We start from the raw sequence: 24,250 nt of genomic DNA, 5'->3' as shown, positions 1-24,250 counted from the left end.
CAAATCTCCTTAAATTGCTTTTAATATATATTCATTCATCTTAGCTTTTAAGCTTTGCATTGAAAATGAAATTTCATATCCAAGTCCATCTAAGCTAATTTTTACACTATCATTATCACTTATTTTACTATCTAATCTAATTTTTGCATTAAATTTAAGACTAAGTTTTTCCTCTAAATTTTTAATTTCTTCTTCGCTTAATTTTTCTTTTGAGTAAACTTGTCCTAAAAATGTATTTTCTTTTGATGCTTTTTGTTCGCTTAATTCTTTAGTTATTTCTGGAATTAACATTTCTCTTTTATTATCCACAATCAAATTTATAAAATTTTTAAAAGCATCACTTGGATTATCTAATAATGAAAGTATTAATTCTAGTTTTTTATCTTGTTTTATTTCGTATGAATTTAAAATATCTATAAATTTATTAGACGCAAAAGCTGAGCTTAACTCCAACAAATTAGAATAAAAATATTCAAAATCGTTTCTTTCTAATATTGCCTTTGCATATGTTTTAGCAATTACTTTTTCCATCAAGACACCTTTTTCATCATGATATTTAAAATTTCTTTTTGTTGTAGCTGTAAATTTTGATCTTGAAAAATTTCCTCTAAAACTACTTGTACAACTTCTTTTTCCATTTTTCTTATTTCGTATTCTTTATGCTCTTCATAAGTTTTTTCTAGAACTTTAATTTCCATTTTTGTTTCATTCTCGATTTTTTCAGTAATGATTTCTGCTTCTTTTTTTGCAAGAGCAACTGCATTAGCAGCTTCTTGTTTGGCTAAATCTAATTTTTTCATCATTTCTAATTTATGATTTTTACTTGCAATAAGTTTTTCTTGAATTTCATTCATTCTAGATGCAATCTTTGTGATTCTACCATTGTAGAAATTTTTCAAAGGCGTTGCTATGAAGTAATACAAAATAGCAGCAAATAAAATAAAATTAACCGCTCTTGGGATAATATCATACTCACCACTTCCATTACCTGCTGCAAAAGCATAAAAAGGAAGTATTGATAATAATGTAATTTTTTTCAACATTTATCTTCCTTAAATTTTACTCAAGCTATTTTTAAAGCTTTGTTTAAATTCTGGCATTTTTAAACGCATTTCTTCTTTCAACTCTTTTTCTTTTTCTTTTAGACTTTTAAGAAAAACAAGCATTTGATCTTCTAATTCTCTTTTTTTTGTTGATAATTCTTTTTCTTGTTTTAATTTAGCTTCTTCTATAGCCTTTGCTTTGATTTGATTGATTTCATCTCTTGTTTGGATATGAATTTTTTCCAATTCACTTTCCACATTTGAAACATCGTCGGAATTTTTTTTCATTTTTTCTTCATCATTTTTTATGGTTAAATCTCTAGAATCCATAAATTTAATCAAAGGTTTATAAAGCATAGAATTTAAAATCACTATCATAAGCAAAAAAATGACACCAGTGGCTATCATGATGGAAAAATGTACATCATTAAACATTAATACTCCTAAATAAATCTAAATAAAACGCGAAATTATAGCAAAACATACCTAAAAACATATTTAATTTATTGTCTTTAGAAATTCCTTAACCTCATCTTCGTTTTCAAAATTTATAGTAATTTTTAAATCTTTAGTATTTACTTTTAAGCCCAAAGACTCGATTTTTTCTTTTAAATTTATTATTGATTGATATTCTTTATTTGAACTTGTGTTTTTTTCTAATTGATTTGTATTTTTAAAATTTTTAATTAATTTTTCTGTATCTCTTACATTAAGTTTTTGCCCGATGATAGTATCAACTATCATTTTTTCTTCCTCTTTTTCAAGTCCCACTAAAACTTTTGCATGTCCTTGTGAAATTTTACCTTCTATAATAAGATTTTGTATTTGCTCGTTTAAATTTAAAAGTCTTAAAGTATTAGCAATTTGAGATCTTGATTTATGAATAAGATCGGCTAATTTTTCTTGAGTGATATCATGAATTTCTAGTAATTCTTTATAAGAATGTGCTAATTCTATAGGATTTAAATTCTCTCTTTGAATATTTTCTATTAAGGCAAGCTCGCGTAATTTTATATCATCTACATTTAAAACTACAGCTTTAATCTGTTCTTTTCCTAAAAGCTTACACGCTCTAAATCTTCTTTCGCCTGCTATTAAAATATAATCAAATTCATCTTTTTTAAAAACCACAACAGGCTGAATCAAACCATATTCTTTAATAGATCCTGCAAGTTCTTCTAAAGCTTGGGTGTCAAAATTTTTTCTTGGCTGATAAGGGTTTGGGCTAATTAAATCTATATCAATTTCTTCTATTCTGCCTTCATTAGAGCCTAATTCTTTTTCATAAACCTCATCAATATCAGCCAAAATACTACTTAAACCTCTTCCTAATGCACTTTTTTTTGCCATTTTTTATCCTAATATAGAATGTGCTAAATTTTGGTACGCCACTGAACCTGGAGATTTTATATCATAAAGTATAATAGGCTTTCCATAGCTTGGACTTTCAGCAAGTTTTACATTTCTTGGTATGATGATAAAATCATCTTCATTATCACCTGTTCTAAATAGCTTTTGTTTGAAATTTTGCTTTAAATCCTCCACAGTATCTTTTGAAAGATTATTTTGAGAGCTATACATAGTTGGCAAAAAGCCTTTTATTTTTAGTTTTGGATTGATAGTTTTTTTCACAAATTTAATAGTGTTTAAAACCATCGCAACACCCTCAAGTGCATAAAACTCACATTGTATAGGTATGATGACACTATCGCTTGCTGCAAAAGCATTTACCGTAATGCTTCCAAGCGCAGGAGGTGAGTCAATGATAATAAAATCATAATCTTTAGCAATTTCTTTGATTTTTTCCCTTAAAATCGTTCTATATTCACCACTTTCTTTTACTACTTCTTGCTCAATCCCAACCAAAGAAATATTTGATGGAGCTAAATATAATTGCGGAAGCTCAGTTTTTAAAATAATCTCGGAAAGTTTTTTCCTACCTATAAAAACATGATAAATATTATATTCATAATTACTTCTATTAAAACCAAGTCCTGTTGTAGCATTAGCTTGTGGATCAATATCTATCAAAAGAACCTTTTTTTCAGCTACTGCTAAAGAAGCCGCTAGATTAATAGCAGTAGTAGTTTTACCCACTCCGCCTTTTTGATTTGCAATAGTTATTATCTCACTCATCTTAAACTATATATCCTTTTATTATCTAACAATATAGAACCATCTTTATACAACAAAGCATCTTTTAAAGATAAAATCTTACCTTCATTATGTATAAAAAAATTTCTTGATTTTTCAAATTCTAGCATATACTTGCTAAAAATATTCTTCCATAAAATTTTCTCATCTACATAAGAAAAATACTCATTTAAAAGTTTTGCTATATCTACTTCTATGTCTAAAATTTCAGCATTAAATGGAGCATATTTAAGATTAATCCCTATTCCTACAACCAAAAAATCATTGATTTTAGAACTCATCAGACCGCCTATTTTTTTATCTTCTATGTAAAAATCATTGGGCCATTTAATCCATACTTTTGAATTTTGTCTTTGCAATACTTCTTTCATTAAAAATGCAAAGTATATACTAGCAGAAGCCAAAGGAAGATCTTGTGCTAATTCTTGAGTTTTTATGCAAAAAGATACATGTAAATTTCCTTGCTTACTTTGCCAAGTATTATCCCTGCTGCCTATACCAGCACTTTGAACAAAAGCACAAATGGCTGTATTGTTAGTAATTTCTCCGCTGCGAATTTTATCACTTAAATAAATTTGAGTTGATTCAAGTTCATCAAAATAAACTATCTCCAAGTTTTAACCTTTTTCCATTTAGATAAGTCTTAGCATCTAAAGCTTTTTTTCCACTTTCTTGTAAAGTTTTAATCCTTAAAATACCTTTTTTACATGAAAGCAAAAAGCTTTCCTTTTCTACTTGTAAAATCACACCTGATTTTTGAGTTTTTTCACTATCAATTAGTTCTATGTCTAAAAATTTCATACCATTTTCAAAAAAAATTCCAGGCCAAGGTGTAAAAGCTAGAAATTTTTGATAGATTTCACTTGCATTATCTAAAGTAATCAAGCCATCTTCTTTTTTGATTTTTTTACAATGTATAACCAAGCTTTCATCTTGCTTTTTTGGGATAATTTTTTCAAAATTCAAAAGTGTAGAAATAGTAAGTTTGGCTGCTAAATTAGAAAGCATAATAAAAACTTCGGCTGAATTTTTACCTTCTATATCACATTCTGTGCTTTCTAAAATTGCACCACTATCAAGCCCTTCTTCCATAAGCATAGTGCAAACCCCACTTATTTTATCCCCATTTAAAATAGCGCTTTGTATAGGCGAAGCACCACGATATTTAGGAAGCAAGGAAGCGTGCAAATTGATACAAGGAGCGATGTCTAAAATTTCTTTTGGTAAAATCTTCCCATAAGCAGCAACCACTATAAAATCAGGTTTTAGGATTTTTATTTCATTAATTATATTTTCATCTTTTAAGCTTTTTGGAGTAAAAATTTTTATATTTAAATTATTTTCTAAAACAAATTTTTTAGTATCACTTGGAGTTAAAATTTGTTTTCTTCCCACAGGTTTATCGCTTTGAGTAAATAAAGCTTGTATATTAAAACCTTCTTTAATCAACTCTTTTAAAATACAAGTTGCATAAGAAGGTGTTCCCATAAAAATGATATTTTTCATAATACTACTATCCTTTTTTGGTGGGTTTTTATAGTTTTTTGATATAAAAACCATGTTCTTTAGTAAAGAAATTGATACACCAAGCCTTTAAAATGAGACTTGATATATTCTTGGATAAAATCTATAGTTAAATTTTCACTTATTAAAGATTATTTTGGTTTCTAATTTTTTTAACTTCTTCTAAAAGCATAAATTTAAGTTCTTTAAGTCCGGTTTTTTCAAGACTTGATACTTTTATAAAAAAACTTTGCGGATTATTTTGACTTTGCAAATAAGCTTTTAATTCATTATAATCATCTTCTATTTTTTTAGCAAATTCTTCGCCTAAATTTACGCTATCACTTTTTGAAAGCATTAAGCCAAAATTTCTTGTATAAAGTTTGCTTGAAAATTTTTCTAATTCTTTTCTTAAAATGCAAAATTGCTCTTTTAAGCTCATATCTCTTAATGGATCAAGTACAAAAAGCAAAAAAGAAGTTCTTTCTATGTGCCTTAAAAACTCAAGTCCCAAACCCCTACCATCGCTTGCACCTTCTATAATACCTGGGATATCTGCCATTACAAAAGAATTATAATCATCTACTTCAACCATACCAAGTTTTGGAGTTAAAGTAGTAAATTCATAATTAGCTATTTCAGGTCTTGCATTAGACACTACACTTATAAGAGTGGATTTTCCTACATTTGGAAATCCTACAAGCCCAACATCTGCTATGAGTTTTAGCTCTAAACGCACACTTAAGGTTTTTCCTGCCACGCCTGGTTGGGCGTAATCTGGGCGCTGATTAGTAGAGTTTTTAAAGTGAGTATTGCCAAGACCGCCTTTACCACCTTTTAAAAAGAGTTCTTTTTGACCTTCTACTAGCATATCAAGCAAAACTTCCCCGCTTTGCGCATCAATTACCTGAGTGCCTTGAGGAACGATTAATTCTAAACTTTCCCCTCTTTTGCCATTTTTATTACGACCCAAACCTGGTTGACCATTTTGTGCTTTAAGTTCTTTTTTGCCTTTAAAGTGTGCTAAGGTATGGGTATTGTTATCACATATAAAATATACATCGCCACCGTTTCCACCATCGCCACCATCAGGCCCACCAAGTGGAACATGTTTTTCACGGCGAAAACTCACAGCGCCTTTACCACCATTACCTGAACTTAAAACTAATTTCACATTATCTATAAACATACAATCACCAAAGTATAAATTTTTTAAAATGATATTATATTTTTTTTAATATATTAAGATTAAAAAGAAGAAAAAGGCTACAAAGTAGCCTTTAATTTATGCAGGATAAACAGAAACTTTTTTTCTATTTTTATCTTTTCTTTCAAATTTTACAAAACCATCAATTAAAGCAAATATAGTATGATCTTTACCTATACCTACATTATTTCCAGCATGAGTTGCTGTTCCTCTTTGGCGAATGATAATGTTGCCAGCGCGAACAAATTCTCCACCAAATTTCTTAACACCTAGACGACGACCTATAGAATCACGATTATTTTGAGTTGAACCTTGACCTTTCTTGTGTGCCATTCTTTACTCCTTAAGCTTTAATATCTACTACTCTAACGCGAGTAAATTGTCTTCTAAAACCGCGTTTTAATTTTGAGTCTTTTCTGCGTCTTTTTTTATAAATCACAACTTTTTTGTCTTTTCCATGAGCAATCACTTCTAAAACAACTTTTGCACCCGCAACAAACGGCGCACCTACCTTTAATTCTTTATCGCATACAGCAAGAACTTCACTTACTTCTACGCTTGATTTTACTTCAGCTTCAAAACGATCTAGTTTAAGCTCATCACCTTGGCTTACTCTATATTGTTTTCCACTGTGTTTTATAATAGCATACATACAGCTATCCTTTCTTAAAAATATTTTGGTAGCACCATAAAGCATTATGCATAAAACATAAATTTAAAAAGCTTTAGTGGTTAAAACTTGAGATTATACTCAAAATAATTTTAAATTTAGGTTAATTACCAACCTAAATTTACTGTACCATTTGGATTTACACTATGTTGTTTTTCCACACCCATACTAGCATCATCTAAAGGTCTGCAAACATCACCTTTTTTAACACTTCCTTCAAGAATTTTAGCATATGAAAGTTTTGGTGTTGAGCGGGTAATTTGAACCTTTCCACTTTTTGTTTCAACCCTTGCTGTATTTTCTTTAGTATAAGCATCTTTTACTACTTCACCCAAAGAATAACACTCATAAATTTCATCATTATCCAAAATCTGTGAAAATACTACTTCATTATTGTTAACCTGTACGATTTTCAAAGGATAAATAGCATTTAAAATATCATCTGAAATTTTCTTTGCTATTTTTTCACTTAACTTTTCATTAGCCACCAAAGAATCACCTTTAACAGAGGCTGACATGGTTAAAGTATTTGAAAATTTAATTTGTCTGGTGGCAAATAAAAGCACGCGATAATCCACCACAACATCTATTTTATTTTTATTTCCTTTGGTTTTAAGATCTACCCCGCCTACATGAAATAGCAAAATATAATCAGTAGCTAAAACATTTTTAAGTTTGTAAATTTCATCTTTATGCGTATTAGATGAATTTATCAAAGCTTTCTCCATTTCATAATAACCTTTAGAATCTCTATCTAAAACATTAAATTTCCTACTTTGAAGCAAATCTGTGATAATTTTTTGCTGTAAAATATTTCCAAGGTCTTGGTATTTAGAAGAGGTATTAAATACCGTGATACTTCTTCTACTATCTGGCTTATAACCTGGTATTTGATATTTTTTATGAGTAGTAGTTTTAAAAATGGTTACATTTGCTATGTATTTGTCGTTTTCTTGAACCACACTTTCAATTTCATATGCATCAACTCTGCCTTTTGTAGCTTTTATGATTTGCTCTTTATAGCTATCTTCTATATTAGTCTTGTTGCTATTTGAATTTACCCCGACAAAAGACTGCTTGGTTGAATCGATATTAACACCATTTAATTTACCAATAGCTTCTATTATGGCATTATTTATCGCCTCTTCTCTGCTGGCTCCTATACCCTCACCCGTACTTGAATTGGTAGTGTTTGTAGTGATTATTTTGGCATATAAACTCAAATGAAAACATAAAATCAAAATACAAATTTGTAATATCTTCATAAATTATTCCTAAAAATCATCTATGTCATTTACAACATTAGAACTTCTTTGTATGTTAGAAGATTTTTTAGATTCAGTTTTTGGGACACTAGTGTTTGAATTTGATTTTAAAGCTTCGTTAATATTTGCCACATTATCATAAGAATAAAATCTTACAACACCTACATGTTCTATACCATTTTCGCTTGTATAATTCCATCTTTTAAGTGTTCCTATGCCTTTGATTTTTCCGCTAGCACTTGCTTTTACTTTTGTATTGATTTTTTCTACAATATTTGTAAAATCTTTAATTTCTTCTTGAGTAGTATTATCATTGATATTTAAGCTTTGCTTGATGATCTCTTCATAACTTTCACCTGTAGTTTTTTCATCTTTTAAACTTAAATTTGTATTGATAAATTCAATTATAGCTGCATCAGCCATAGTTGAAGCTGTATCTTTTGCCCTATCTTCTAATATATTAGTTTTTTTAGCATTATTTGCATCAGCAATATAGCCCCAATTTCCATAGCTTAAAATGACAGGTGAACCTTTTTCATCATAAACTAAGCGAATACCATATTCATTAAGAAAACCTTTATTGTCTTTTGGTAAATACTCGTTGATATTTTTTCCTTTACCTTTGATGTTACTTTGGCGTGCTAAAGACATATCTTTAGCAAGTTGACGAGTTTTTTTAGAAACAACTGCAATTACACCAATATCATATTGCCCTCTTCTTTGCGTAACTATAGTTTGCACAGGAATTAAACCGCTCATTGAACCAACTGCACTAGTAATTATTTTGTTAAGAAATTCTTCTTTTAATAGAGTCTTTTTTCTTTCCTCTGTTAAACCTTCTACATTAATACCTAAATCTTTTAAAGCTTTATCTAGTTTTGCTCCGCTTAATTGAACCAGTTTATCAAAAATTTGCCCTACAACACTTCCTTTTGGTAATTCTTCAAATTCTTTTGCATTAGTAGAATTATCAGCTTCGTAATTTTGAATTTTACTCACTGCTATTCTTCCAAAAGCATCTTTGATAAATTCAACTTGCAAATTTAACATAGCTTTTTGATATGCATTTTGCAAAGCTTGAGCAAGTTGAGGATCGCTATCGCTTAGCGCAACTACACTTCTACCCGTATAAAAGGTTTTTCCATCTTTTGTAATGCCATATTCTATGCCAAAATTATCTGCAAATTCTTCAAAAAAATCATCCAAAGATTTTGGAGTAATATCTTTAGAGCTAGCATCTGACATTTCATTTTGAGCTTTAATATCTTCTTGAGTAATTTCAGCTTGTGGAGTAGCTTGTGCATAAAGAAGACTCGCTACTAACAAAGACCCAATAATAAATATTTTTTTCATCATATCTTTCCTTATTGTTTTATATTACCAACTTACGGTTTTACTAGAACCTAATTTATTAATTCTATTTGTTTTTTGCCATACCACCAAACCGCTTGATTTTTCAGCCAATTTCATAACAAAAAAGTATTCAACTTGAGTTTTTCCATTGCTTAATTTTACATTTTGTTGTCCAATTCTTCCTTGCAAAGTCAAAGAAGCACTAATTTGCGTATGATTTTTAGATACTGTGGCCTTATCATATCTATCATCATCCTTATCGCTCATAAGATCATCCATATTATCTTGAGTAGCATTATCATTACCTTGAGTAGCTGAAGCTATAAATTTGCCTGAATTTATAAGCTCTTCCACCATCAAATCTGTTAAATTTCTAGTATCTATTCTTAATGCTGTATCATTTACTACATCATAAACTGCAACCACAGCCCTACCAGAATTTCCTATTTTATTTACAACATAACCTGAAGAAAATAAACTATTTAACATTTCTTTAGCAGTATTATCAAAATCTTCTCCAGTTAAAGACATACTTAAAGAATCACCTTTTTTAACTTGCGCAGCTGTGCCATCTACATAAGTTGGTTGTTGCACACAAGCACTAAATAATACGCCAATAGCCACAATACTTGTTAAGATTTTAATTTTTTTCATTTTTTATCCTTTTTAAATTATTTTTCTATGATATTTATACTTGGTGTAATATTTGGCGCAAATGAACGCACTATTAATAATACATTTTTCTTTGGATTTACATCTTGTGTAAGTAAATTAGAACCATTTGGAGTTTTAATCACCACCTTACCTGTATTTTTAACCATAACCACACCTACACTTTGAGGCAAGCCTCTCCAAGATCTAACATCAGCTTTAGTTGAAGTTGCTGTAACAATGCTACTTGCAAGACTTAAAATTCCACCTGTTGAATCATTATTAGCCACTGCAGCATTTATAACAGTTTTTATAATAGCTGAAGTTATAGCCTTTGTAACCACAGCACTTTGCTCAAATTTAAACTCACTTGCAACTACATTGTCTAAATTTATTAAAGTTGTTGTGTTAGTATCATTTACACTAAGATATTCAAAAGATGAATTTCTTTTTTTTAAAGTTGGAAGCGCAATAGATGCTGTAACAATGTTTTCATTTAAAATAAGTGGCAAAGTCATTTTAAATTCATCTTTTATCACACCGAGTCCATTTTCATAAACTACAAAAATGTATTTTGGATTTTTTTTGCCTTTATTGATGATTTTGTATTCTTTAGCTATTTCTTTATTTTTTGGATTTAAAATTTGTATTTCTTTAAATAAATCTTTAGCCAAAGTATAATCTTTATTCATAAAATAAAATATCGAAGCAAGATAGGTCGCATAAGGATTTGTAAAATTTTTACTTGTAGAAAATTCTTCAAATAAAGCTTCATATTGTGCATTGATTTGTTTGTTTGATTCTTTGAAATTTTTATCAAAATTTGGATCTTCTTTTTTTGCTTTTTCTAAATCTGCTTTATTTTTAGCAATTTGAGCTTTAAAATAATCTTTTGCTCTATCTTGGCGAAGCAATGCTCTTTTAAATTCTACTCTTGCATTATTATAATCGCCCTCGCTCATAAAATTTAAGCCTTTATAAACATTAACCATTATTCTTTCATATAAAGAACCATCATAATCTAATATAGAATCATTTATCAATGTAGTCGTAGCAGTTTTAGCAAGCTTTGATGCTCCATCTCTTAAATCCACATCAACTTGATATGACTCCTCAACCTTATCAAAAAATTCATTACTAAGATTAAAATCACTACAATTTCTAGCGATTAATCCTGCATTTAATCCCACATATACTGGATCATCTTTTTTATCTACTTTTGCCATTTCTTGAACAAAAAATTCATTCAAACATATCTTTTGGATTAACTTTTGTTCTAATTCATTGTTTACTTTTGCATGATTAGCACACGCACTAAATAAAATAGCTGTTAATGCAATCACACTAAATAAAATTTTATTTTTCATAACTAATTCCTATTAAAAATTAAGAAATGTATTATATATAAAAATAAACAAAAAAATAACATTCCCTAAAGAATATCTTTAGGGAAATTTTATTAAAGTTCTGGTTTTGGAGTTTTTTCAGTAGCTTTTGGAAGCTGAGGGTAAGTAATATTTGGTTTTTTACCTGTTAAAGCATGCAAGAAAGTTTCTATAGAAGCTGCTTCTTTGTCAGAAATTTCTATGCCAAGTTGCACACTACCCATTTCTTTAATCGCATCTTGTAAAGACCAAATAGCGCCATTATGGAAGTATGGAGCTGTTTCGGCAATATTTCTTAAAGTTGGAGTTTTAACTAAACCATTTGCATCACCTTTAAAATCACCTACATTTGCAAATTTATATTTAGCTGCCACTTGGAAAGCTTGCATGCTACCACCTAAATTTACTCCTGTATGACAAGCTGTACAGCCTTTATCAATGAAAGTTTTCAAACCTTCTTTTTCTTTTTTACTTAAAGCTTTTGTATCACCTTCTAAGAATTTATCAAATTTAGATGGAGTTAAAAGCGTTCTTTCAAAAGTTGCAATCGCATCAGCAATGTTATCAAAAGTTACTCCATCATTACCATATATTTTTTTAAATTCTTTAACATATTCTGGCATAGAAGCTATTTTTTCTACCGCTAATTTAGCAGGAGTTGCCATTTCAGGCTCTGCTTCGATTGGCCCTTTTGCTTGATCTGCTAAAGTACCTGCTCTACCATCCCAAAATTGGGTTGAATTTAAAACAGAGTTATAAACTGTTGGCGAATTTAAATGATGAGGATTAGTAGTCCATTTATGCCCCACAGCAGCTGCTATGCCATCAGTACCACCCATACCTAAGTTGTGACAGGTATTACAAGAAATCAAGCCACTTTTAGAAAGTCTTGGTTCAAAATACAACTTTTTACCAAGATTAGCTTTTTCTTTAGAAAACTTACTAGCTTTAATGCCCATTTCCTTTAGTAGTTTTTCAACACCTGCTTGATCCTTTGGCAAAGGCGCCAAACCCGCTGCTTTTGCTTCATCAAGCAAAGCTTTATCGTTAGCAAAAGCAGTTGATGCAACTAATAATGATGATGCAACTAATAATGAAATTTTTTTCATTATTCACTCCTAAATAAGATAAAATAAAGCCTATTTAAAATAAACTTATTGAAAATATATCTATAATTTTCTTTAAATAAAATAAAAAATTTCTATTTAACAATAAAAATTATTATAAGATAAAATATCTCTTAAATATTTATTTTAGAGTTTTTTGCTATTATTATTATAAATCTTTATAGAATTAGGATAGAAAGTAAATGGAAAATTTAATAATTTATCTTTTAGCTTATCTTATAGGCGCTATACCTTTTGGTCTTTTACTAGCTCAAATTTTTGCTAAAACAAATATTAAAAACGCAGGCAGCAAAAGCATAGGCGCTACTAATGTTTTAAGAGTGGTAAAAGAAAGCAACCCTAAGCTTGCCAAAACACTTGCTGTTGCAACCGTTATTTTAGATGCTTTAAAAGGAGTACTTCCTATATTGATGGCAAAATTTTATGGTTTTGATGATAATATTTTATGGACTATGGCGGTTTTAGCGGTATTTGGTCATTGTTTTTCTCCTTATTTGAAATTTGAAGGTGGTAAAGGAGTAGCTACTGGAGCTGGGGTTTTAGCGGTATTTTTACCTTTTGAGATTATATGTGCACTTTTGGTTTGGTTTATTATAGGCAAAGTATTTAAAATTTCAAGCTTAGCCTCGCTTGGAGCAATGATTGTTTTAATTGCAACTTCTTTTATATTCCATTATGATATACCTGTGATTAATACCCATGCGCCGATATTTATCATCGCTTTTATAGTAGTTTATAAACACATACCAAATATTTTAAGGCTTATTGGAAAACAAGAATGCAAAGTCATATAAAAGTTAGTTTAGAATTTAAATGCATTATAGGGCTTTTAGATTTTGAAAGAATTCAAGAGCAAAAAGTCCTAATAGAATTAGAAGCTAAAAGTAAGAAATTTTTAGACTATGCAAAATTATGTACTAGAATAGAAAAGATCTATAAAAAGAAAAAATTTAAGACTATAGAAAAATCTTTAAAATATATATGTAAAGATATTAAAAAGCGCCATAAAAAACTTCAATTTATAAATATTACTTGTTATAAGCCCGATATTATTAAAAATGCGCGTGTTGGAGCTAGTTTAAGCAAAAAATATTAAAATTTTTTTAAAGAATTTTGAACATTTGCTTAATTTGTGTTATACTTTTGCACTAAAACTATCTTCAAAGGAATAAAATGCGTATTTTAGTTGTAGAAGATGAAGCATCGCTTAATAAAACTTTATCAAACACTTTAAATGAGTTTGGCTACCAAAGCGACACTTCGGAAAATTTTAAAGACGCTGAGTATTTTATAGGTATTAGACATTATGATTTAGTATTATCAAATTGGACTATAGGTAATAACGATGCAAGTGATTTGATCAATGCTATCAAACAAAGATCTCCAAGAACTGCCATAATAACAATGTGCACAAAAGCAGACAAAGAAAATGAAATCAAAGCTTTAAAAGCTGGAGCAGATGATTATATAAAAAAACCTTTGGATTTTGAAATTTTAATGGCAAGAATCGAGGCTAGACTTAGATTTGGTGGGACAAATGTGATTAAGATTGATGATTTAGTGATTGATCCTGATGAAGAAAAAATCACTTATCAAGGAAAAGACATAGAATTAAAAGGAAAGCCTTTTGAAGTTTTAACTCACCTTGCTAGACACTCTGATCAAATCGTATCAAAAGAACAACTTTTAGATGCTATTTGGGAAGAGCCTGAACTTGTAACTCCAAATGTTATAGAAGTTGCAATCAATCAAATAAGACAAAAAATGGATAAACCTTTAAATATTTCCACTATAGAAACCGTACGCCGCAGAGGATATCGCTTTTGTTTTCCTAAAAAAACTAACTAAAAATTTTTAGAATGACTTGATCATTCTAAAAATTAAATATTTTTACCTCTTTTTAAATTAGCTATAAGTTTTTATATAGTATAAGTTTGCTTTATTATCAATAAAAGGAAAAGTATGTCACTTTTAATCACTAGAGAATGTATATCCTGTGATGCATGCAGAGAAGAATGCCCAGATGAAGCAATTTATGATAATGATCCAATCTATGTTATAGATCCTGATCTTTGCACTGAATGTGTGAATGAATTTTCAGAACCAGCCTGTATAGTGGCCTGTCCGGTAGATTGCATCATACCTGATCCTGATAATGTAGAAAGCATTGACGAACTTCGCTTAAAACATAAAAATAAAGATATTTAATGGCTAAAAAAACAGCGGTAATTGATCTTGGTTCTAACTCCGTTCGTATGGTTGTTTTTGAAAGAACTTCAAGATATGGTTTTTTTATTTGCAGTGAACACAAAAAGAAAGTAAGGCTTGGAGAAAATGCTTATAATAACAACAAAATCCTCCAAGAAGAAGCCATGCTTAAGGCTGAAGAGGCGCTAGCTTATTTTAAAGAAAAAGCTGTAAAAGAAAAATGTAGGAAAATTATTGCTGTTGGAACTTCTGCACTAAGAGATGCGCCTAATGCAAAAGAATTTATTGCTAGAATATCAAAAAATGTGGGTTTAAATATAAAATGCATTAATGGAAAAACAGAGTCATTTTTAGGTGGTCTTGCTGCATTAAATTTGCTATCAAATATTCAAAATGCCACCACCATAGACATAGGTGGTGGATCAACCGAGCTTTGCTTGATTAAAGAAGGTAAAATTGTAGATTGTATTTCACTTGATCTAGGAACCGTAAGATTAAAAGAAATTTTTTATGACACTAAAAGATTAAATGCCCTAGATCAATTCATACAAGAAACTTTAATGCAAGTTCCAAAACATTTTCAAAACGAAAATATTATTGCCATAGGTGGAAGTTTAAGAGCATTGTCAAATTCTATAATGAAAAAAAATTCCTATCCTTTAAAAATAATCCATAATTTCAGCTACAATTTTGAAAAAGAGAAAAGTTATATAGAAAAAATTCAAAATGCAAAAAATTTAATAGATTTTGATATCAAAAAAGATCGTTTTGATACCATAAAAGAAGGTTGTGTCATATTTTTAGCCTTAGCTAAAAAACTCAAAGCTAAAAATATCATCACTTCTGCAGTAGGTGTTAGAGAAGGTGTGTTTTTATCTAATCTTTTTCAAAAATACGCCAAAATAAAAAATGACACCAATGACTTTTCGCAATTTAATGCCAAATTTCCACCAAATTTCAACCCAAGCTTAAAATCCTTACAAGATCGCTTTGGTGTTGATTATAAAGATAAAAGTGCTTATTTTGCAAATAAATTATTTGATGTACTTTTGCCTATTCACAAAATAAATTCAAATTTTAAAAAAGAGCTTTTAAACGCTGCTAAACTAGCTCATATAGGTGAAAAAATTAATTTTTATTTTGCTAATGAACATAGTGCCTATATGGCAATGAGTGGTTTAAACTTTGGCTTTTCACACAAAGAAATTTTACTTATCACAACTCTTTTAAAAGCCAATGGTAAAAAAATAAATCCCCTTGCTATAGAACACATTAAAGAATTATTACCAAATAACCATATATTAGCTTGGCTTAATTTTATTCTAGCACTAGCAAAAAAACTTGCCAAAGATAGCGATGAAAATCTTGATTTTACATTAAAAAATCATACCTTGTATATTTATTCAACAAAAAAACAAATTTATTTCTCAAAAGAAGAAATCAAAAAAATTTCAAAGCCAAAACTTATTGTTTTAGCTTTTAATCAATCTAATTAAGTATTTTGTTTTAAAAGTAAATTTTGCAATCTTTGTTTATTTTCTTCAAAATAAGAATCAAAGTCTTTTTCTTTTGGTTTTTGAGGTGTTTTATTTTGCTCCTCATTTTTCATCATAGCTTCACTCGTTTCTAATACCACATTAGAATTTCCTACGATCATAGTATAGCGTTTTAAGCCATACTCAAAGACTACAAGTTGGTTGTGTCTATCAAGTGGTCTTTGAAAAATCAAAGTAAAATTTCTATCTAAAGGATGTTTTTGCCTTAAATACATTTTTAAAAACCAAAGCCCAACAAGCAAAAGTATCAAAACACTTACAACTAAAATATAATTTGTAAAATCATACTCTTGCATTTTTATCTCCTCATTTTTTTCTTCCAAAGCTTTTTTAGTTGTTAAATTTACACCTTCTTTTTGAGCGCGCAATCTCAATCCGTATTCACCAATCGTATCTGCATTAATTTGTATCTTATCGCCAACACTTAAGGCTATAAAAGTTTTTTTGTCTTCTGAAAAAATTTTTATTTTTTTAATAATGCTAGAATTTAATGTTTTATCTTCTTCTTTAACGCTTTGAGCATTTAATGTAAAGATAATAATATCACCTTTTCTCTTCTGACTAATACCCTCTTTATAGGGAATATCAAATGAAAAAGTAATATCCACTCTATCTTCTCTAGGATAGATATTATAATCAAGAATTTTTGCCCCAAAAAGAGGCAAAGCAAGTAGTAAAATCAAAATAAATTTCATTGCAATTCTTTTTTAAAATACTGCAATACTGATTTAGAATCTAAAATCTCATTAATCCTTATGGCAAGGTTTTTTTCATACACCATCACCTCGCCTTTTCCAAAAATTCTTTTATTTAGATAAAGCTCCACACTTTCACCAGCTGGCTTTTCAAGATCAATAACAGAACCAACTTCTAGCTTTAAGAGTTCTCTCACACTCATATTAGTCGTGCCAAGCTCACTAACAAAGTCAACGCTAATATCTAAAATATCTTCATAAGATTGCAATAATCCTAAATGATCTTCTATCATATTTTTTTATAACCTATCCTAAAGGAAGCATTTTTTACTTCATAAGTAAATTTTTCTTTGAGTTTAATTTTTGAAAATCCTTCAATACGCCCTAAATACTCAGGAACTCCTAAACGATATTCATCTTTTCCATTAGTATCATTAAGTAATTTTTTCGCATAGCCTATGATTTGATTAGCCACTTCTTTAACTAAATCTGCCAATCCATCTTCTTTTAATTCTTCATGTAATAAAAATTGTGCAATTTCATTTAATGCTTGTTTTTGAAAAAACAAATAAAAACTATATTCCTCATCCTTAAAATACAAAGGTATAGAAGCCCCATAAAGTTCACCTCTAATCACGCTTTTTGGTGAAATTTTTAATTTTAGAATATGTTCAAAAAAATGATAAATCGAATACTCAAGTGTTTTAGTCATAGTTTTTCCTTAATAAACTTATAATAAATTTATTTTACTAAATAAACCTTTAATCATAATTAATAATTTCATTATAAAATATATAAAATATTATAATTTTAAGGCATATAGTGTTTATAGAAAATTTTGATTTAAATAAAAAAGTTTTTATCATCGCAGAACTTTCAGCAAATCATGCAAATGATCTTCAAACAGCTCTAAAAACTATACAAGCAGCCAAAAAAGCAGGGGCTGATGCTATAAAAATTCAAACCTACACCCCAGATAGTTTGACTTTAAATTGTGATAAAAAAGATTTTATCATTGAAGGTGGATTGTGGCATGGTAGAAAATTATATGAGCTATATGAAGAAGCTAAAACTCCATACGAGTGGCATGAGAGCTTATTTGAGTGCGCTAAAAACGAAGGTTTGATTTGCTTTTCTAGTCCTTTTTCTAAAGAAGATGTGAATTTTTTAAGACAATTTAACCCACCAGCTTACAAAATCGCTTCTTTTGAAATAAATGATTATGATTTTGTGCGTTATGTTGCAAAAGAGCAAAAACCCACTTTGGTTTCTACAGGCATTGCATTTATGGAAGAAATTGAAGAAGTTGTTAAGATTTTTAAAGAAGAAAACAACCCAAATTTAATTTTGCTAAAATGCACTTCAGCCTATCCTTCACAAATTTGTGATTTAAATCTAAATGCTATTAAAACTTTGCAAGAAAAATTTAAAACTATAATTGGCTTAAGTGATCATAGCGAGGGATTTTTAGCTCCTGCTTTAGCAATAGCACTTGGCGCTAGAGTAATAGAAAAACATTTCATATTAGATAAAGCTTTAAATAGCGCTGATGCTAAATTTAGTCTTGATTATGAAGAATTTAAACAAATGTGTTCTATGGTGCGCTTAAGCGAGCAAGCATTGGGTGGGGCTAATTTAGCAATGGATAAAAAAACCTTAAAAAATCGCCATTTTGCAAGAAGTTTATATGCAAACAAAGATATCAAAAAAGGAGAAATTTTTACATTAGAAAATGTAAAAAGCATAAGGCCAAATTTAGGCTTGCATCCTAAATTTTTATCTCTTATACTTGGTAAAAAAGCAAATCATGATATAAAATTTGGACAAGCATTAAAAAAAGAAGATTTTATGGAGTAAATTGTGGACAAAAAGTTATTTAATAAAAATCTTAATTCTTTAAAAAATGAAAATTTAAAAAATAAATTAAAAAATCTAAAAGCAAATAAATTTAAAGTTAGCATTGGCTCTGATCCTTTGGATATAAATTTTATAAGTAATGATAAAATCACAAAAAGCAAGCTTTATGAAAATTCTTTAGCGCAATTAAATGAAAAATTAAATTTATATAATGATAAATATTTTCTATACCCTGTATTTTATTTTTTTGGCTTTGGAAATGGAATTTTATACAAAGCTCTTTTACAAAATAAAAATCATCAAAAAATTGTTGTTTTTGAATGCGAGCTTGAATTTATTTATTTAAGTTTTCATTTTGTTGATTTTAGCAAAGAATTAAATGATGATGCTTTAATTATATTAGATATAAAAGAGCTAAATGAGCTTGATTTTCAAATTTTATGTAGCAATGATCCTTTTTTTCATTTTTTAAGAGTATATTTTTTAGATATTCATTGTGATTATTATGAAAAATATCATGATGAAATTTTAAATACTAATGAAAACATGCAAAAACACATAAAACAAATTATATTAGGTCATGGTAACGATTCAAAAGATGCCTTAATAGGCATAGAAAATTATCTTTACAATTTACCTGATTTGATTTCAAATTTAAGTTTTAATGAATTGATTTTAAAAAGAGAAAAAGTATACAAAAATGCTATTATAGTCTCCACTGGCCCTTCTTTAACCAAACAACTTCCACTTTTAAAACAATATGCAAATCATGCTAGTATATTTTGTGCTGATGGTTCTTATCCTATATTAGCTAAAGAAGGAATTAAGCCTGATTATGTTTTTTCTTTAGAAAGATTAGAAAAAACAAGTGAGTTTTTTAATAATGATTTTGGGGATTTTGATGAGAATATTTTATTTATATTGATGAATGTAGTACATCCAAATACAATAAAATATTTAAAACAAAATAATAGAAAATTTATTATAACTCAAAGATTATTATCTTTTGTAAAATTTCTTAATTTAAAATCTAATGGCTATATAAGCGGTTGTCCAAGCGTAGCAAATATGGCTTATTTTATAGCAATTCTTCTTAAACATGAAAATATAATTTTTATAGGACAAGATCTTGCTTATGCTAAAGATGGTAGTTCTCATCCTAAAGATTATCATTATTCTAGCACTTGTGATACATATCGCAGGATTCATATAAATACTTTAGCATATGGTGGAAAAGAGCAAGTGAAAACCCATAAAGTATGGGATATGTTTAGATTAGAATTAGAAAAAGAAATTATTTTAGCAAAAGATAGTTTTAATATCACTACTTATAATGCCACAGAAGGTGGAGCTAGGATAAAAGGAGCTGTAGAAAAGCCTTTTAAAGAACTTTGTGAAGAATTATTAGCAAAAGAAGCTTTAAAGAATTTTGCCAAGCTTGATGAAACAAACAAAGAAAAAAAGATAGAATTATTATTGAAATCTTTTTACAAACTACACCAAGCTGGTAAAATTTGTGAAAGCTTAATTTTAAAATCATCATCGTTAATTAATAAAATACATTTTTTAATTAATGATGAAAATAATTTTTCTAAAATAATCCAAGAAATTGATATCTTTAAAAATCAAATAGACAAAATTACAATCACACGAGAATTTATTAATCCTTTATTAACACAATTTGAGCTAAATCTAGCAAAAATTTATGTATTGCATCCAAAAACTCAAGAAGATGCTTATAATAAAAAATTATTATGGATAAAAGAGCATTTAGAATGGTTTGTGCTTATAGAAAATCATATTCAAATTTTAAAAGAAGTTATAGAAAAAAACTTTTTAAGATTTGAAAATATTTTAATAGAAAATAATATACAAAAATATATTCATAAAATTCAAAATAAAAAATTATATCAAGACTAAATCCCATAGGAAAAATATGAATAAAGAATTATTTTTAAAAAACACTCAAGCCTTATTTGAAGTAGATCAAATTTTAGCTTATGAATTAAGAAAACTGACTAACACTCAAAGATTTCAACTTATAGAGAACAAAATTTTTGATACATACAATCAAGTATTCTTAGACGAAAATCACTCTTTTGACTTTGAAAAATTTGAATTATATCCAGTATTGTTTTTTTACGGCTTTGGCGATGGAAAATTTTTTATAAAACTTTTTAAAAATCATCACTTAAAGCATATCGTAATCTTTGAAGAAGAATTAGAAATTTTATATCTAGCTTTTCATTTAAATGATTTTTCCGCATTTTTAAGAAAGGAAAAATTGATTTTATTTTTTACTCCAAATATCAACACAGCCCAATTAAAAGTTTTATTTAATTATCAACACATCAAATACAGTGCTAAAATATTTAATTTTCATTTTTATGATGAATTTTATGCAAATTTTTATATGGAAAAAGCAAATATTTTGGTTCAAAATTTAGTAAATATCATTAAAACTATGGTTTTAAGTAGGGGAAATGATCCAAAAGATGCTTTAATTGGTATAAAACATAATGTAATTAGTCTAGAAAAAATCATCACTCACACTCCTTTTCAAACCTTTTTAAAAGAAAAAAAACAAAAATACAAAAATGCCATTATAGTCTCCACAGGCCCTTCTTTAATCAAACAACTTCCATTATTAAAACAATATCAAGAAAATGTAGTGATTTTTAGCGCTGATAGCTCTTATCCTATATTAGCCAAAGAAGGGATTAAACCTGATTATGTTTTTTCCTTAGAAAGAGAAGAGATGACTAGTGAATTTTTTAATAATGACTTTGGCAAATTTGATGAAAATATCTTATTTATAATCTCTTCACTAACTCATCCTAAAACTATAGAGTATTTAGAAAAAAATGATAGAAAATACATGCTTGTTTTAAGACCATTGTTTTTTGAAAGCAAGCTTGGCTTAAAAGAATATGGGTTTTTGGGAAATGGCATGAGCGTGGCTAATATGGCATATGAATTAGCTGGAGCTTTAAGATTTGAAAATATTATTTTAATAGGACAAGATTTAGCCTATAGTGATGATGGAAAATCACATCCAAAAGAGCATATATACGGAGATCAAGGCGATGAAGAAGTAATTTATAAGCAAATTACTGCATATGGTGGAAAAGGTGTGGTAAATACTCAGCTTACATGGTATTTATTTTTAAAAAGTTTTGAAAAAGATATAGCTTTGGCAAAAAATATTTTAAAAATCACTACTTATAATGCAACAGAAGGTGGAGCTAGGATAGAAGGAACCATAGAAAAGCCATTTAAAGAGCTTTGCGAAGAAATGTTAAAAGAAAAAATTGACAAAAACATCACCTTAACAAAACCAAAAAATCCACAAAAAAAAATCAAACAATGCAAAGAAAAGCTTATCAAACAAACAAAGCAAAGTGAGATATTTATTAATGAGATCAAAAAAGCTATTAAAGAAAAAAATTTAACAAAATTAGAAAGGCTTAGGATAAAAATTCCAAAAAGTGATTTTTTTTCCGATATATTACAGGCAAGACACTTTCAAAATGAATGTGATGTTTTAAAATATAAAGTTGAAAAAGAAAAAGACGAAAATGTTTTTTTGCAAAGCCAAATTGAATTTTTTCAAGAAATAATTTTATATTTAAAAAAATACAATGAAACTATTAGTGAGAATTTAAATAAAAACAAGGATAATATATGAAAACTGAAATTTTCAAAAAAAATCTCAAAGCCTTAAAAGGCGAGCAGTATGATAATTTAAGAAAAAAGCTTCAAAAAATAAAGCAATTAAAAGATTTTACTTATATTATTGATAAAGATCCGCTAAATTGCAATGTCATTTTTCAAAGCACGAAAAAAATATATGAAAATCCTTTATTAGAATTACAAGAGAATTTAAAGCTTTTTCAAAATGATTATGCAAGATATCCTGTTTTATTTTTTTATGGACTTGGAAATGGAATTTTATACAAAAGCTTATTAGCAAATAAAGAACATAAAAAAATCATAGTTTATGAAAAAGATATTGAGCTTATCTTTTTGGCCTTAAATATGATAGATTTTTATGATGAGCTTGGTAGCGGAAGATTTATCATAATCCATAATGAAGAAATGAATTATGCTAAAGCTGATTTTCTATGTTCATTTTTAAATTTATTTTTAAAAACATATAATTTACATATTCATTCAAAATTTTATGAAGAACAAAAAAAAGATATAAACTATATAAACACACTAAACATCCAAGCCATTAGAAGTTTGGCTTTAAGAAAAGGCAATGATCCTATAGATGCTTTACAAGGGATTGAACAATTTGTATTAAATTTACCAAAAATGATCAATCATCCAAGTTTTAATGAATTAAAGAAAAAAAGAACCAACAAAAGCAAGACCGCCATTTTGGTTGCTACTGGACCATCTTTAAAAAAACAACTTCCTTTGCTAAAAAAATATGCTAATAAAGCAACTATATTTTGCGTAGATAGTGCTTATGCTGTACTTGCCAAAGAAGGCATCAAACCTGATTATGTTTGTATGCTTGAAAGAACTAAAACAGTTACGAAATGTTTTGATAACGATTTTAAAGATTTTGATAAAGATATTACTTTTATCCTTGTATCATTAGTTTATAAAGATGCTATTAAATTTTTAGAAAAAAACAAAAGAAATTATATCTTGGTTTCAAGAGCTTATCCTTTTGCTTATTCTTTAGGGCTTCATGAGTTTGGTTATATGCAATGTGGGATGAGTGTGGCACATATGAATGCAGAATTAGCAATTTTACTTGGTCATGAAAATATTATCATAATAGGGCAAGATTTAGCCTATAGTGATGATGGGAAATCTCATAGCGAAGGCTTTGTCTATGGAGATAAGTTTAATGAATATGAAAAAGATAAAGGTAAAAATGAAATATTGGCTTATGGAGGCAAAGGTGTAGTTCAAAGCTCTAAAATTTGGGTTTTATTTAAGCAAATATTTGAAAATTTAATAAGTAAAGAAAAAAATGTTAAATTTTATAATGCAACAGAAGGTGGGGCTAGAATAGAAGGAGCTATAGAAAAGCCTTTTAAGGAACTTTGTGAAAAATTACTCACACAAGATATAAAAAAACCTTTTGCAAAATTACACCCTTTAAAAAAAGATCAACGCGAAAAATTAATGCTACAAGCTTATAAGCGTATAAAAGAACATATAAAAAATAGTCAAAAATTTTTAAAAGAATGTAAAAAATTACATAAGGCATTAAATCAAAAAAGTAAAATTCGCTATACTCTTAATGAGCTAAATACTCAAATTGATGATTTAAAACGACAAATAGAAAGTAATAAATTTATATTTATGCAAGAAGCAATAACTCCTTCTTTATTTCATCTTGAAAGCACATTTTCTAAAATTTATGTTCATGCTATGCATAATGAAAGTGACAAACAAAATAAATTAGTAGCTTGGATAGAAGCTCATAAAACTTGGATAGAAGATATCAGCGAACTTGTAAATATTCAAGAAAAAGCGTTAAAAATAGCCATCATGCCTTTGCAAGATATCTTAGAAAAAAGAAAATTAATATAAGGTAAGGAAAATTCCTT

The 24,250-nt window shown here is 28.2% G+C and carries 27 protein-coding genes; 9 read left to right on the top strand and 18 right to left on the bottom strand.

Going from position 1 to position 24,250, the window contains the following annotated elements; translation table 11 throughout:
- Window positions 1-9 precede the first annotated feature (9 nt).
- The 15 genes from CLLT_RS00965 to CLLT_RS00895 all read right to left on the bottom strand — a co-directional run bounded on the left by CLLT_RS00965 (window position 10) and on the right by CLLT_RS00895 (window position 12,340).
- On the bottom strand, window positions 10-531 hold the full coding sequence (locus CLLT_RS00965; RefSeq protein ID WP_074692533.1) for a F0F1 ATP synthase subunit delta: 522 nt from the start codon (window positions 529-531) through the stop codon (window positions 10-12).
- Window positions 531-1,043 (bottom strand): F0F1 ATP synthase subunit B, encoded by a 513-nt coding sequence (locus CLLT_RS00960; protein WP_074692534.1) that lies wholly within the window; start codon window positions 1,041-1,043, stop codon window positions 531-533. Before CLLT_RS00960 ends, CLLT_RS00965 begins: the two co-directional genes overlap by 1 nt.
- Window positions 1,044-1,052: 9 nt before the next feature.
- On the bottom strand, window positions 1,053-1,478 hold the full coding sequence (locus CLLT_RS00955; protein WP_012660937.1) for a FoF1 ATP synthase subunit B': 426 nt from the start codon (window positions 1,476-1,478) through the stop codon (window positions 1,053-1,055).
- A gap of 63 nt (window positions 1,479-1,541) precedes the next feature.
- Complete coding sequence (locus CLLT_RS00950; RefSeq protein ID WP_074692536.1) at window positions 1,542-2,393, bottom strand: ParB/RepB/Spo0J family partition protein; 852 nt, start codon at window positions 2,391-2,393, stop codon at window positions 1,542-1,544.
- Between the two features lie 3 nt (window positions 2,394-2,396).
- On the bottom strand, window positions 2,397-3,179 hold the full coding sequence (locus CLLT_RS00945) for a ParA family protein (protein ID WP_012660935.1): 783 nt from the start codon (window positions 3,177-3,179) through the stop codon (window positions 2,397-2,399).
- Window positions 3,176-3,811, bottom strand: a complete 636-nt coding sequence (locus tag CLLT_RS00940; RefSeq protein ID WP_012660934.1) for a biotin--[acetyl-CoA-carboxylase] ligase — start codon at window positions 3,809-3,811, stop codon at window positions 3,176-3,178. The genes CLLT_RS00945 and CLLT_RS00940 overlap by 4 nt, the downstream gene beginning before the upstream one ends.
- Window positions 3,792-4,703, bottom strand: a complete 912-nt coding sequence (gene fmt / locus CLLT_RS00935; protein WP_074692537.1) for a methionyl-tRNA formyltransferase — start codon at window positions 4,701-4,703, stop codon at window positions 3,792-3,794. Before fmt ends, CLLT_RS00940 begins: the two co-directional genes overlap by 20 nt.
- Before the next feature lie 142 nt (window positions 4,704-4,845).
- Entirely contained in the window at window positions 4,846-5,889 is a 1,044-nt protein-coding gene (obgE, locus tag CLLT_RS00930; RefSeq protein ID WP_074692539.1) for a GTPase ObgE, read from the bottom strand.
- A gap of 96 nt (window positions 5,890-5,985) precedes the next feature.
- The gene (gene rpmA / locus CLLT_RS00925; protein WP_039649045.1) at window positions 5,986-6,240 is read right to left on the bottom strand and encodes a 50S ribosomal protein L27; all 255 of its coding nucleotides are present in this window, start codon (window positions 6,238-6,240) and stop codon (window positions 5,986-5,988) included.
- Between the two features lie 10 nt (window positions 6,241-6,250).
- Entirely contained in the window at window positions 6,251-6,559 is a 309-nt protein-coding gene (gene rplU, locus CLLT_RS00920; RefSeq protein WP_012660931.1) for a 50S ribosomal protein L21, read from the bottom strand.
- Between the two features lie 125 nt (window positions 6,560-6,684).
- The gene (locus CLLT_RS00915) at window positions 6,685-7,842 is read right to left on the bottom strand and encodes a hypothetical protein (RefSeq protein WP_074692540.1); all 1,158 of its coding nucleotides are present in this window, start codon (window positions 7,840-7,842) and stop codon (window positions 6,685-6,687) included.
- A 9-nt stretch (window positions 7,843-7,851) separates the two neighbouring features.
- The gene (locus tag CLLT_RS00910) at window positions 7,852-9,195 is read right to left on the bottom strand and encodes a DUF6844 domain-containing protein (RefSeq protein ID WP_074692564.1); all 1,344 of its coding nucleotides are present in this window, start codon (window positions 9,193-9,195) and stop codon (window positions 7,852-7,854) included.
- Between the two features lie 24 nt (window positions 9,196-9,219).
- Complete coding sequence (lpoB, locus tag CLLT_RS00905; protein ID WP_012660928.1) at window positions 9,220-9,849, bottom strand: penicillin-binding protein activator LpoB; 630 nt, start codon at window positions 9,847-9,849, stop codon at window positions 9,220-9,222.
- A 17-nt stretch (window positions 9,850-9,866) separates the two neighbouring features.
- The gene (locus CLLT_RS00900; protein ID WP_074692542.1) at window positions 9,867-11,213 is read right to left on the bottom strand and encodes a COG3014 family protein; all 1,347 of its coding nucleotides are present in this window, start codon (window positions 11,211-11,213) and stop codon (window positions 9,867-9,869) included.
- Window positions 11,214-11,305: 92 nt separating this feature from the next.
- Window positions 11,306-12,340: a cytochrome-c peroxidase gene (locus CLLT_RS00895; RefSeq protein WP_074692543.1), complete on the bottom strand. Its 1,035-nt coding sequence runs from the start codon at window positions 12,338-12,340 to the stop codon at window positions 11,306-11,308.
- 200 nt (window positions 12,341-12,540) lie between these two features.
- On the opposite strand from CLLT_RS00895, the gene plsY reads away from it, so the two are divergent.
- The 5 genes from plsY (at window position 12,541) to CLLT_RS00870 (ending at window position 16,062) form a co-directional block, all read left to right on the top strand.
- The gene (gene plsY / locus CLLT_RS00890) at window positions 12,541-13,152 is read left to right on the top strand and encodes a glycerol-3-phosphate 1-O-acyltransferase PlsY (RefSeq protein ID WP_074692544.1); all 612 of its coding nucleotides are present in this window, start codon (window positions 12,541-12,543) and stop codon (window positions 13,150-13,152) included.
- Window positions 13,137-13,454, top strand: coding sequence for a dihydroneopterin aldolase (locus tag CLLT_RS00885; RefSeq protein WP_074692546.1), 318 nt, complete (start codon window positions 13,137-13,139; stop codon window positions 13,452-13,454). The genes plsY and CLLT_RS00885 overlap by 16 nt, the downstream gene beginning before the upstream one ends.
- A 77-nt stretch (window positions 13,455-13,531) precedes the next feature.
- Complete coding sequence (gene hsrA / locus CLLT_RS00880; RefSeq protein WP_074692547.1) at window positions 13,532-14,206, top strand: homeostatic response regulator transcription factor HsrA; 675 nt, start codon at window positions 13,532-13,534, stop codon at window positions 14,204-14,206.
- Between the two features lie 114 nt (window positions 14,207-14,320).
- Window positions 14,321-14,566 carry a YfhL family 4Fe-4S dicluster ferredoxin gene (locus CLLT_RS00875; protein ID WP_012660922.1) on the top strand — a complete coding sequence of 82 codons (246 nt, stop codon included), beginning with the start codon at window positions 14,321-14,323 and terminating at the stop codon, window positions 14,564-14,566.
- Complete coding sequence (locus tag CLLT_RS00870) at window positions 14,566-16,062, top strand: Ppx/GppA phosphatase family protein (protein WP_012660921.1); 1,497 nt, start codon at window positions 14,566-14,568, stop codon at window positions 16,060-16,062. Before CLLT_RS00875 ends, CLLT_RS00870 begins: the two co-directional genes overlap by 1 nt.
- Here CLLT_RS00870 and CLLT_RS00865 read toward each other — a convergent pair.
- Genes CLLT_RS00865 through CLLT_RS00855 form a run of 3 tightly spaced genes read right to left on the bottom strand, consistent with a single transcriptional unit; the run spans window position 16,059 to window position 17,529 of the window.
- Window positions 16,059-16,817: a hypothetical protein gene (locus CLLT_RS00865; RefSeq protein WP_074692549.1), complete on the bottom strand. Its 759-nt coding sequence runs from the start codon at window positions 16,815-16,817 to the stop codon at window positions 16,059-16,061. The two genes, CLLT_RS00870 and CLLT_RS00865, sit on opposite strands and share 4 nt — an antisense overlap.
- Window positions 16,814-17,110: a flagellar motor switch protein FliN gene (gene fliN / locus CLLT_RS00860; protein WP_012660919.1), complete on the bottom strand. Its 297-nt coding sequence runs from the start codon at window positions 17,108-17,110 to the stop codon at window positions 16,814-16,816. The genes CLLT_RS00865 and fliN overlap by 4 nt, the downstream gene beginning before the upstream one ends.
- Window positions 17,107-17,529, bottom strand: coding sequence for a chemotaxis protein CheX (locus CLLT_RS00855; RefSeq protein WP_074692551.1), 423 nt, complete (start codon window positions 17,527-17,529; stop codon window positions 17,107-17,109). Before CLLT_RS00855 ends, fliN begins: the two co-directional genes overlap by 4 nt.
- Window positions 17,530-17,639: 110 nt before the next feature.
- Here CLLT_RS00855 and pseI point away from each other — a divergent pair, with 110 nt between their 5' ends.
- Genes pseI through CLLT_RS00835 form a run of 4 tightly spaced genes read left to right on the top strand, consistent with a single transcriptional unit; the run spans window position 17,640 to window position 24,233 of the window.
- Complete coding sequence (gene pseI / locus CLLT_RS00850; protein ID WP_074692552.1) at window positions 17,640-18,674, top strand: pseudaminic acid synthase; 1,035 nt, start codon at window positions 17,640-17,642, stop codon at window positions 18,672-18,674.
- Between the two features lie 3 nt (window positions 18,675-18,677).
- Window positions 18,678-20,594, top strand: coding sequence for a motility associated factor glycosyltransferase family protein (locus CLLT_RS00845; protein ID WP_074692555.1), 1,917 nt, complete (start codon window positions 18,678-18,680; stop codon window positions 20,592-20,594).
- 16 nt (window positions 20,595-20,610) lie between these two features.
- On the top strand, window positions 20,611-22,362 hold the full coding sequence (locus tag CLLT_RS00840) for a motility associated factor glycosyltransferase family protein (RefSeq protein WP_074692556.1): 1,752 nt from the start codon (window positions 20,611-20,613) through the stop codon (window positions 22,360-22,362).
- Window positions 22,359-24,233 carry a motility associated factor glycosyltransferase family protein gene (locus tag CLLT_RS00835; RefSeq protein WP_074692558.1) on the top strand — a complete coding sequence of 625 codons (1,875 nt, stop codon included), beginning with the start codon at window positions 22,359-22,361 and terminating at the stop codon, window positions 24,231-24,233. The genes CLLT_RS00840 and CLLT_RS00835 overlap by 4 nt, the downstream gene beginning before the upstream one ends.
- The last annotated feature ends 17 nt before the right edge of the window (window positions 24,234-24,250 follow it).

Origin of the sequence: Campylobacter lari subsp. lari (assembly GCF_013372185.1) — a bacterium.
Lineage (GTDB): Bacteria > Campylobacterota > Campylobacteria > Campylobacterales > Campylobacteraceae > Campylobacter_D > Campylobacter_D lari.
Note: the sequence above shows the minus strand (reverse complement) of the source record. Positions and strands in the feature narration are given on the sequence as shown.

Bases quoted from the DNA above. Each gene is read 5' to 3' on its own strand.
- CLLT_RS00965 (WP_074692533.1), bottom strand. From the start codon at position 531: ATGGAAAAAGTAATTGCTAAAACATATGCAAAGGCAATATTAGAAAGA.
- CLLT_RS00960 (WP_074692534.1), bottom strand. From the start codon at position 1,043: ATGTTGAAAAAAATTACATTATTATCAATACTTCCTTTTTATGCTTTT.
- CLLT_RS00955 (WP_012660937.1), bottom strand. From the start codon at position 1,478: ATGTTTAATGATGTACATTTTTCCATCATGATAGCCACTGGTGTCATT.
- CLLT_RS00950 (WP_074692536.1), bottom strand. From the start codon at position 2,393: ATGGCAAAAAAAAGTGCATTAGGAAGAGGTTTAAGTAGTATTTTGGCT.
- CLLT_RS00945 (WP_012660935.1), bottom strand. From the start codon at position 3,179: ATGAGTGAGATAATAACTATTGCAAATCAAAAAGGCGGAGTGGGTAAA.
- fmt (WP_074692537.1), bottom strand. From the start codon at position 4,703: ATGAAAAATATCATTTTTATGGGAACACCTTCTTATGCAACTTGTATT.
- obgE (WP_074692539.1), bottom strand. From the start codon at position 5,889: ATGTTTATAGATAATGTGAAATTAGTTTTAAGTTCAGGTAATGGTGGT.
- rpmA (WP_039649045.1), bottom strand. From the start codon at position 6,240: ATGGCACACAAGAAAGGTCAAGGTTCAACTCAAAATAATCGTGATTCT.
- rplU (WP_012660931.1), bottom strand. From the start codon at position 6,559: ATGTATGCTATTATAAAACACAGTGGAAAACAATATAGAGTAAGCCAA.
- CLLT_RS00915 (WP_074692540.1), bottom strand. From the start codon at position 7,842: ATGAAGATATTACAAATTTGTATTTTGATTTTATGTTTTCATTTGAGT.
- CLLT_RS00910 (WP_074692564.1), bottom strand. From the start codon at position 9,195: ATGAAAAAAATATTTATTATTGGGTCTTTGTTAGTAGCGAGTCTTCTT.
- lpoB (WP_012660928.1), bottom strand. From the start codon at position 9,849: ATGAAAAAAATTAAAATCTTAACAAGTATTGTGGCTATTGGCGTATTA.
- CLLT_RS00900 (WP_074692542.1), bottom strand. From the start codon at position 11,213: ATGAAAAATAAAATTTTATTTAGTGTGATTGCATTAACAGCTATTTTA.
- CLLT_RS00895 (WP_074692543.1), bottom strand. From the start codon at position 12,340: ATGAAAAAAATTTCATTATTAGTTGCATCATCATTATTAGTTGCATCA.
- plsY (WP_074692544.1), top strand. From the start codon at position 12,541: ATGGAAAATTTAATAATTTATCTTTTAGCTTATCTTATAGGCGCTATA.
- CLLT_RS00885 (WP_074692546.1), top strand. From the start codon at position 13,137: ATGCAAAGTCATATAAAAGTTAGTTTAGAATTTAAATGCATTATAGGG.
- hsrA (WP_074692547.1), top strand. From the start codon at position 13,532: ATGCGTATTTTAGTTGTAGAAGATGAAGCATCGCTTAATAAAACTTTA.
- CLLT_RS00875 (WP_012660922.1), top strand. From the start codon at position 14,321: ATGTCACTTTTAATCACTAGAGAATGTATATCCTGTGATGCATGCAGA.
- CLLT_RS00870 (WP_012660921.1), top strand. From the start codon at position 14,566: ATGGCTAAAAAAACAGCGGTAATTGATCTTGGTTCTAACTCCGTTCGT.
- CLLT_RS00865 (WP_074692549.1), bottom strand. From the start codon at position 16,817: ATGAAATTTATTTTGATTTTACTACTTGCTTTGCCTCTTTTTGGGGCA.
- fliN (WP_012660919.1), bottom strand. From the start codon at position 17,110: ATGATAGAAGATCATTTAGGATTATTGCAATCTTATGAAGATATTTTA.
- CLLT_RS00855 (WP_074692551.1), bottom strand. From the start codon at position 17,529: ATGACTAAAACACTTGAGTATTCGATTTATCATTTTTTTGAACATATT.
- CLLT_RS00840 (WP_074692556.1), top strand. From the start codon at position 20,611: ATGAATAAAGAATTATTTTTAAAAAACACTCAAGCCTTATTTGAAGTA.
- CLLT_RS00835 (WP_074692558.1), top strand. From the start codon at position 22,359: ATGAAAACTGAAATTTTCAAAAAAAATCTCAAAGCCTTAAAAGGCGAG.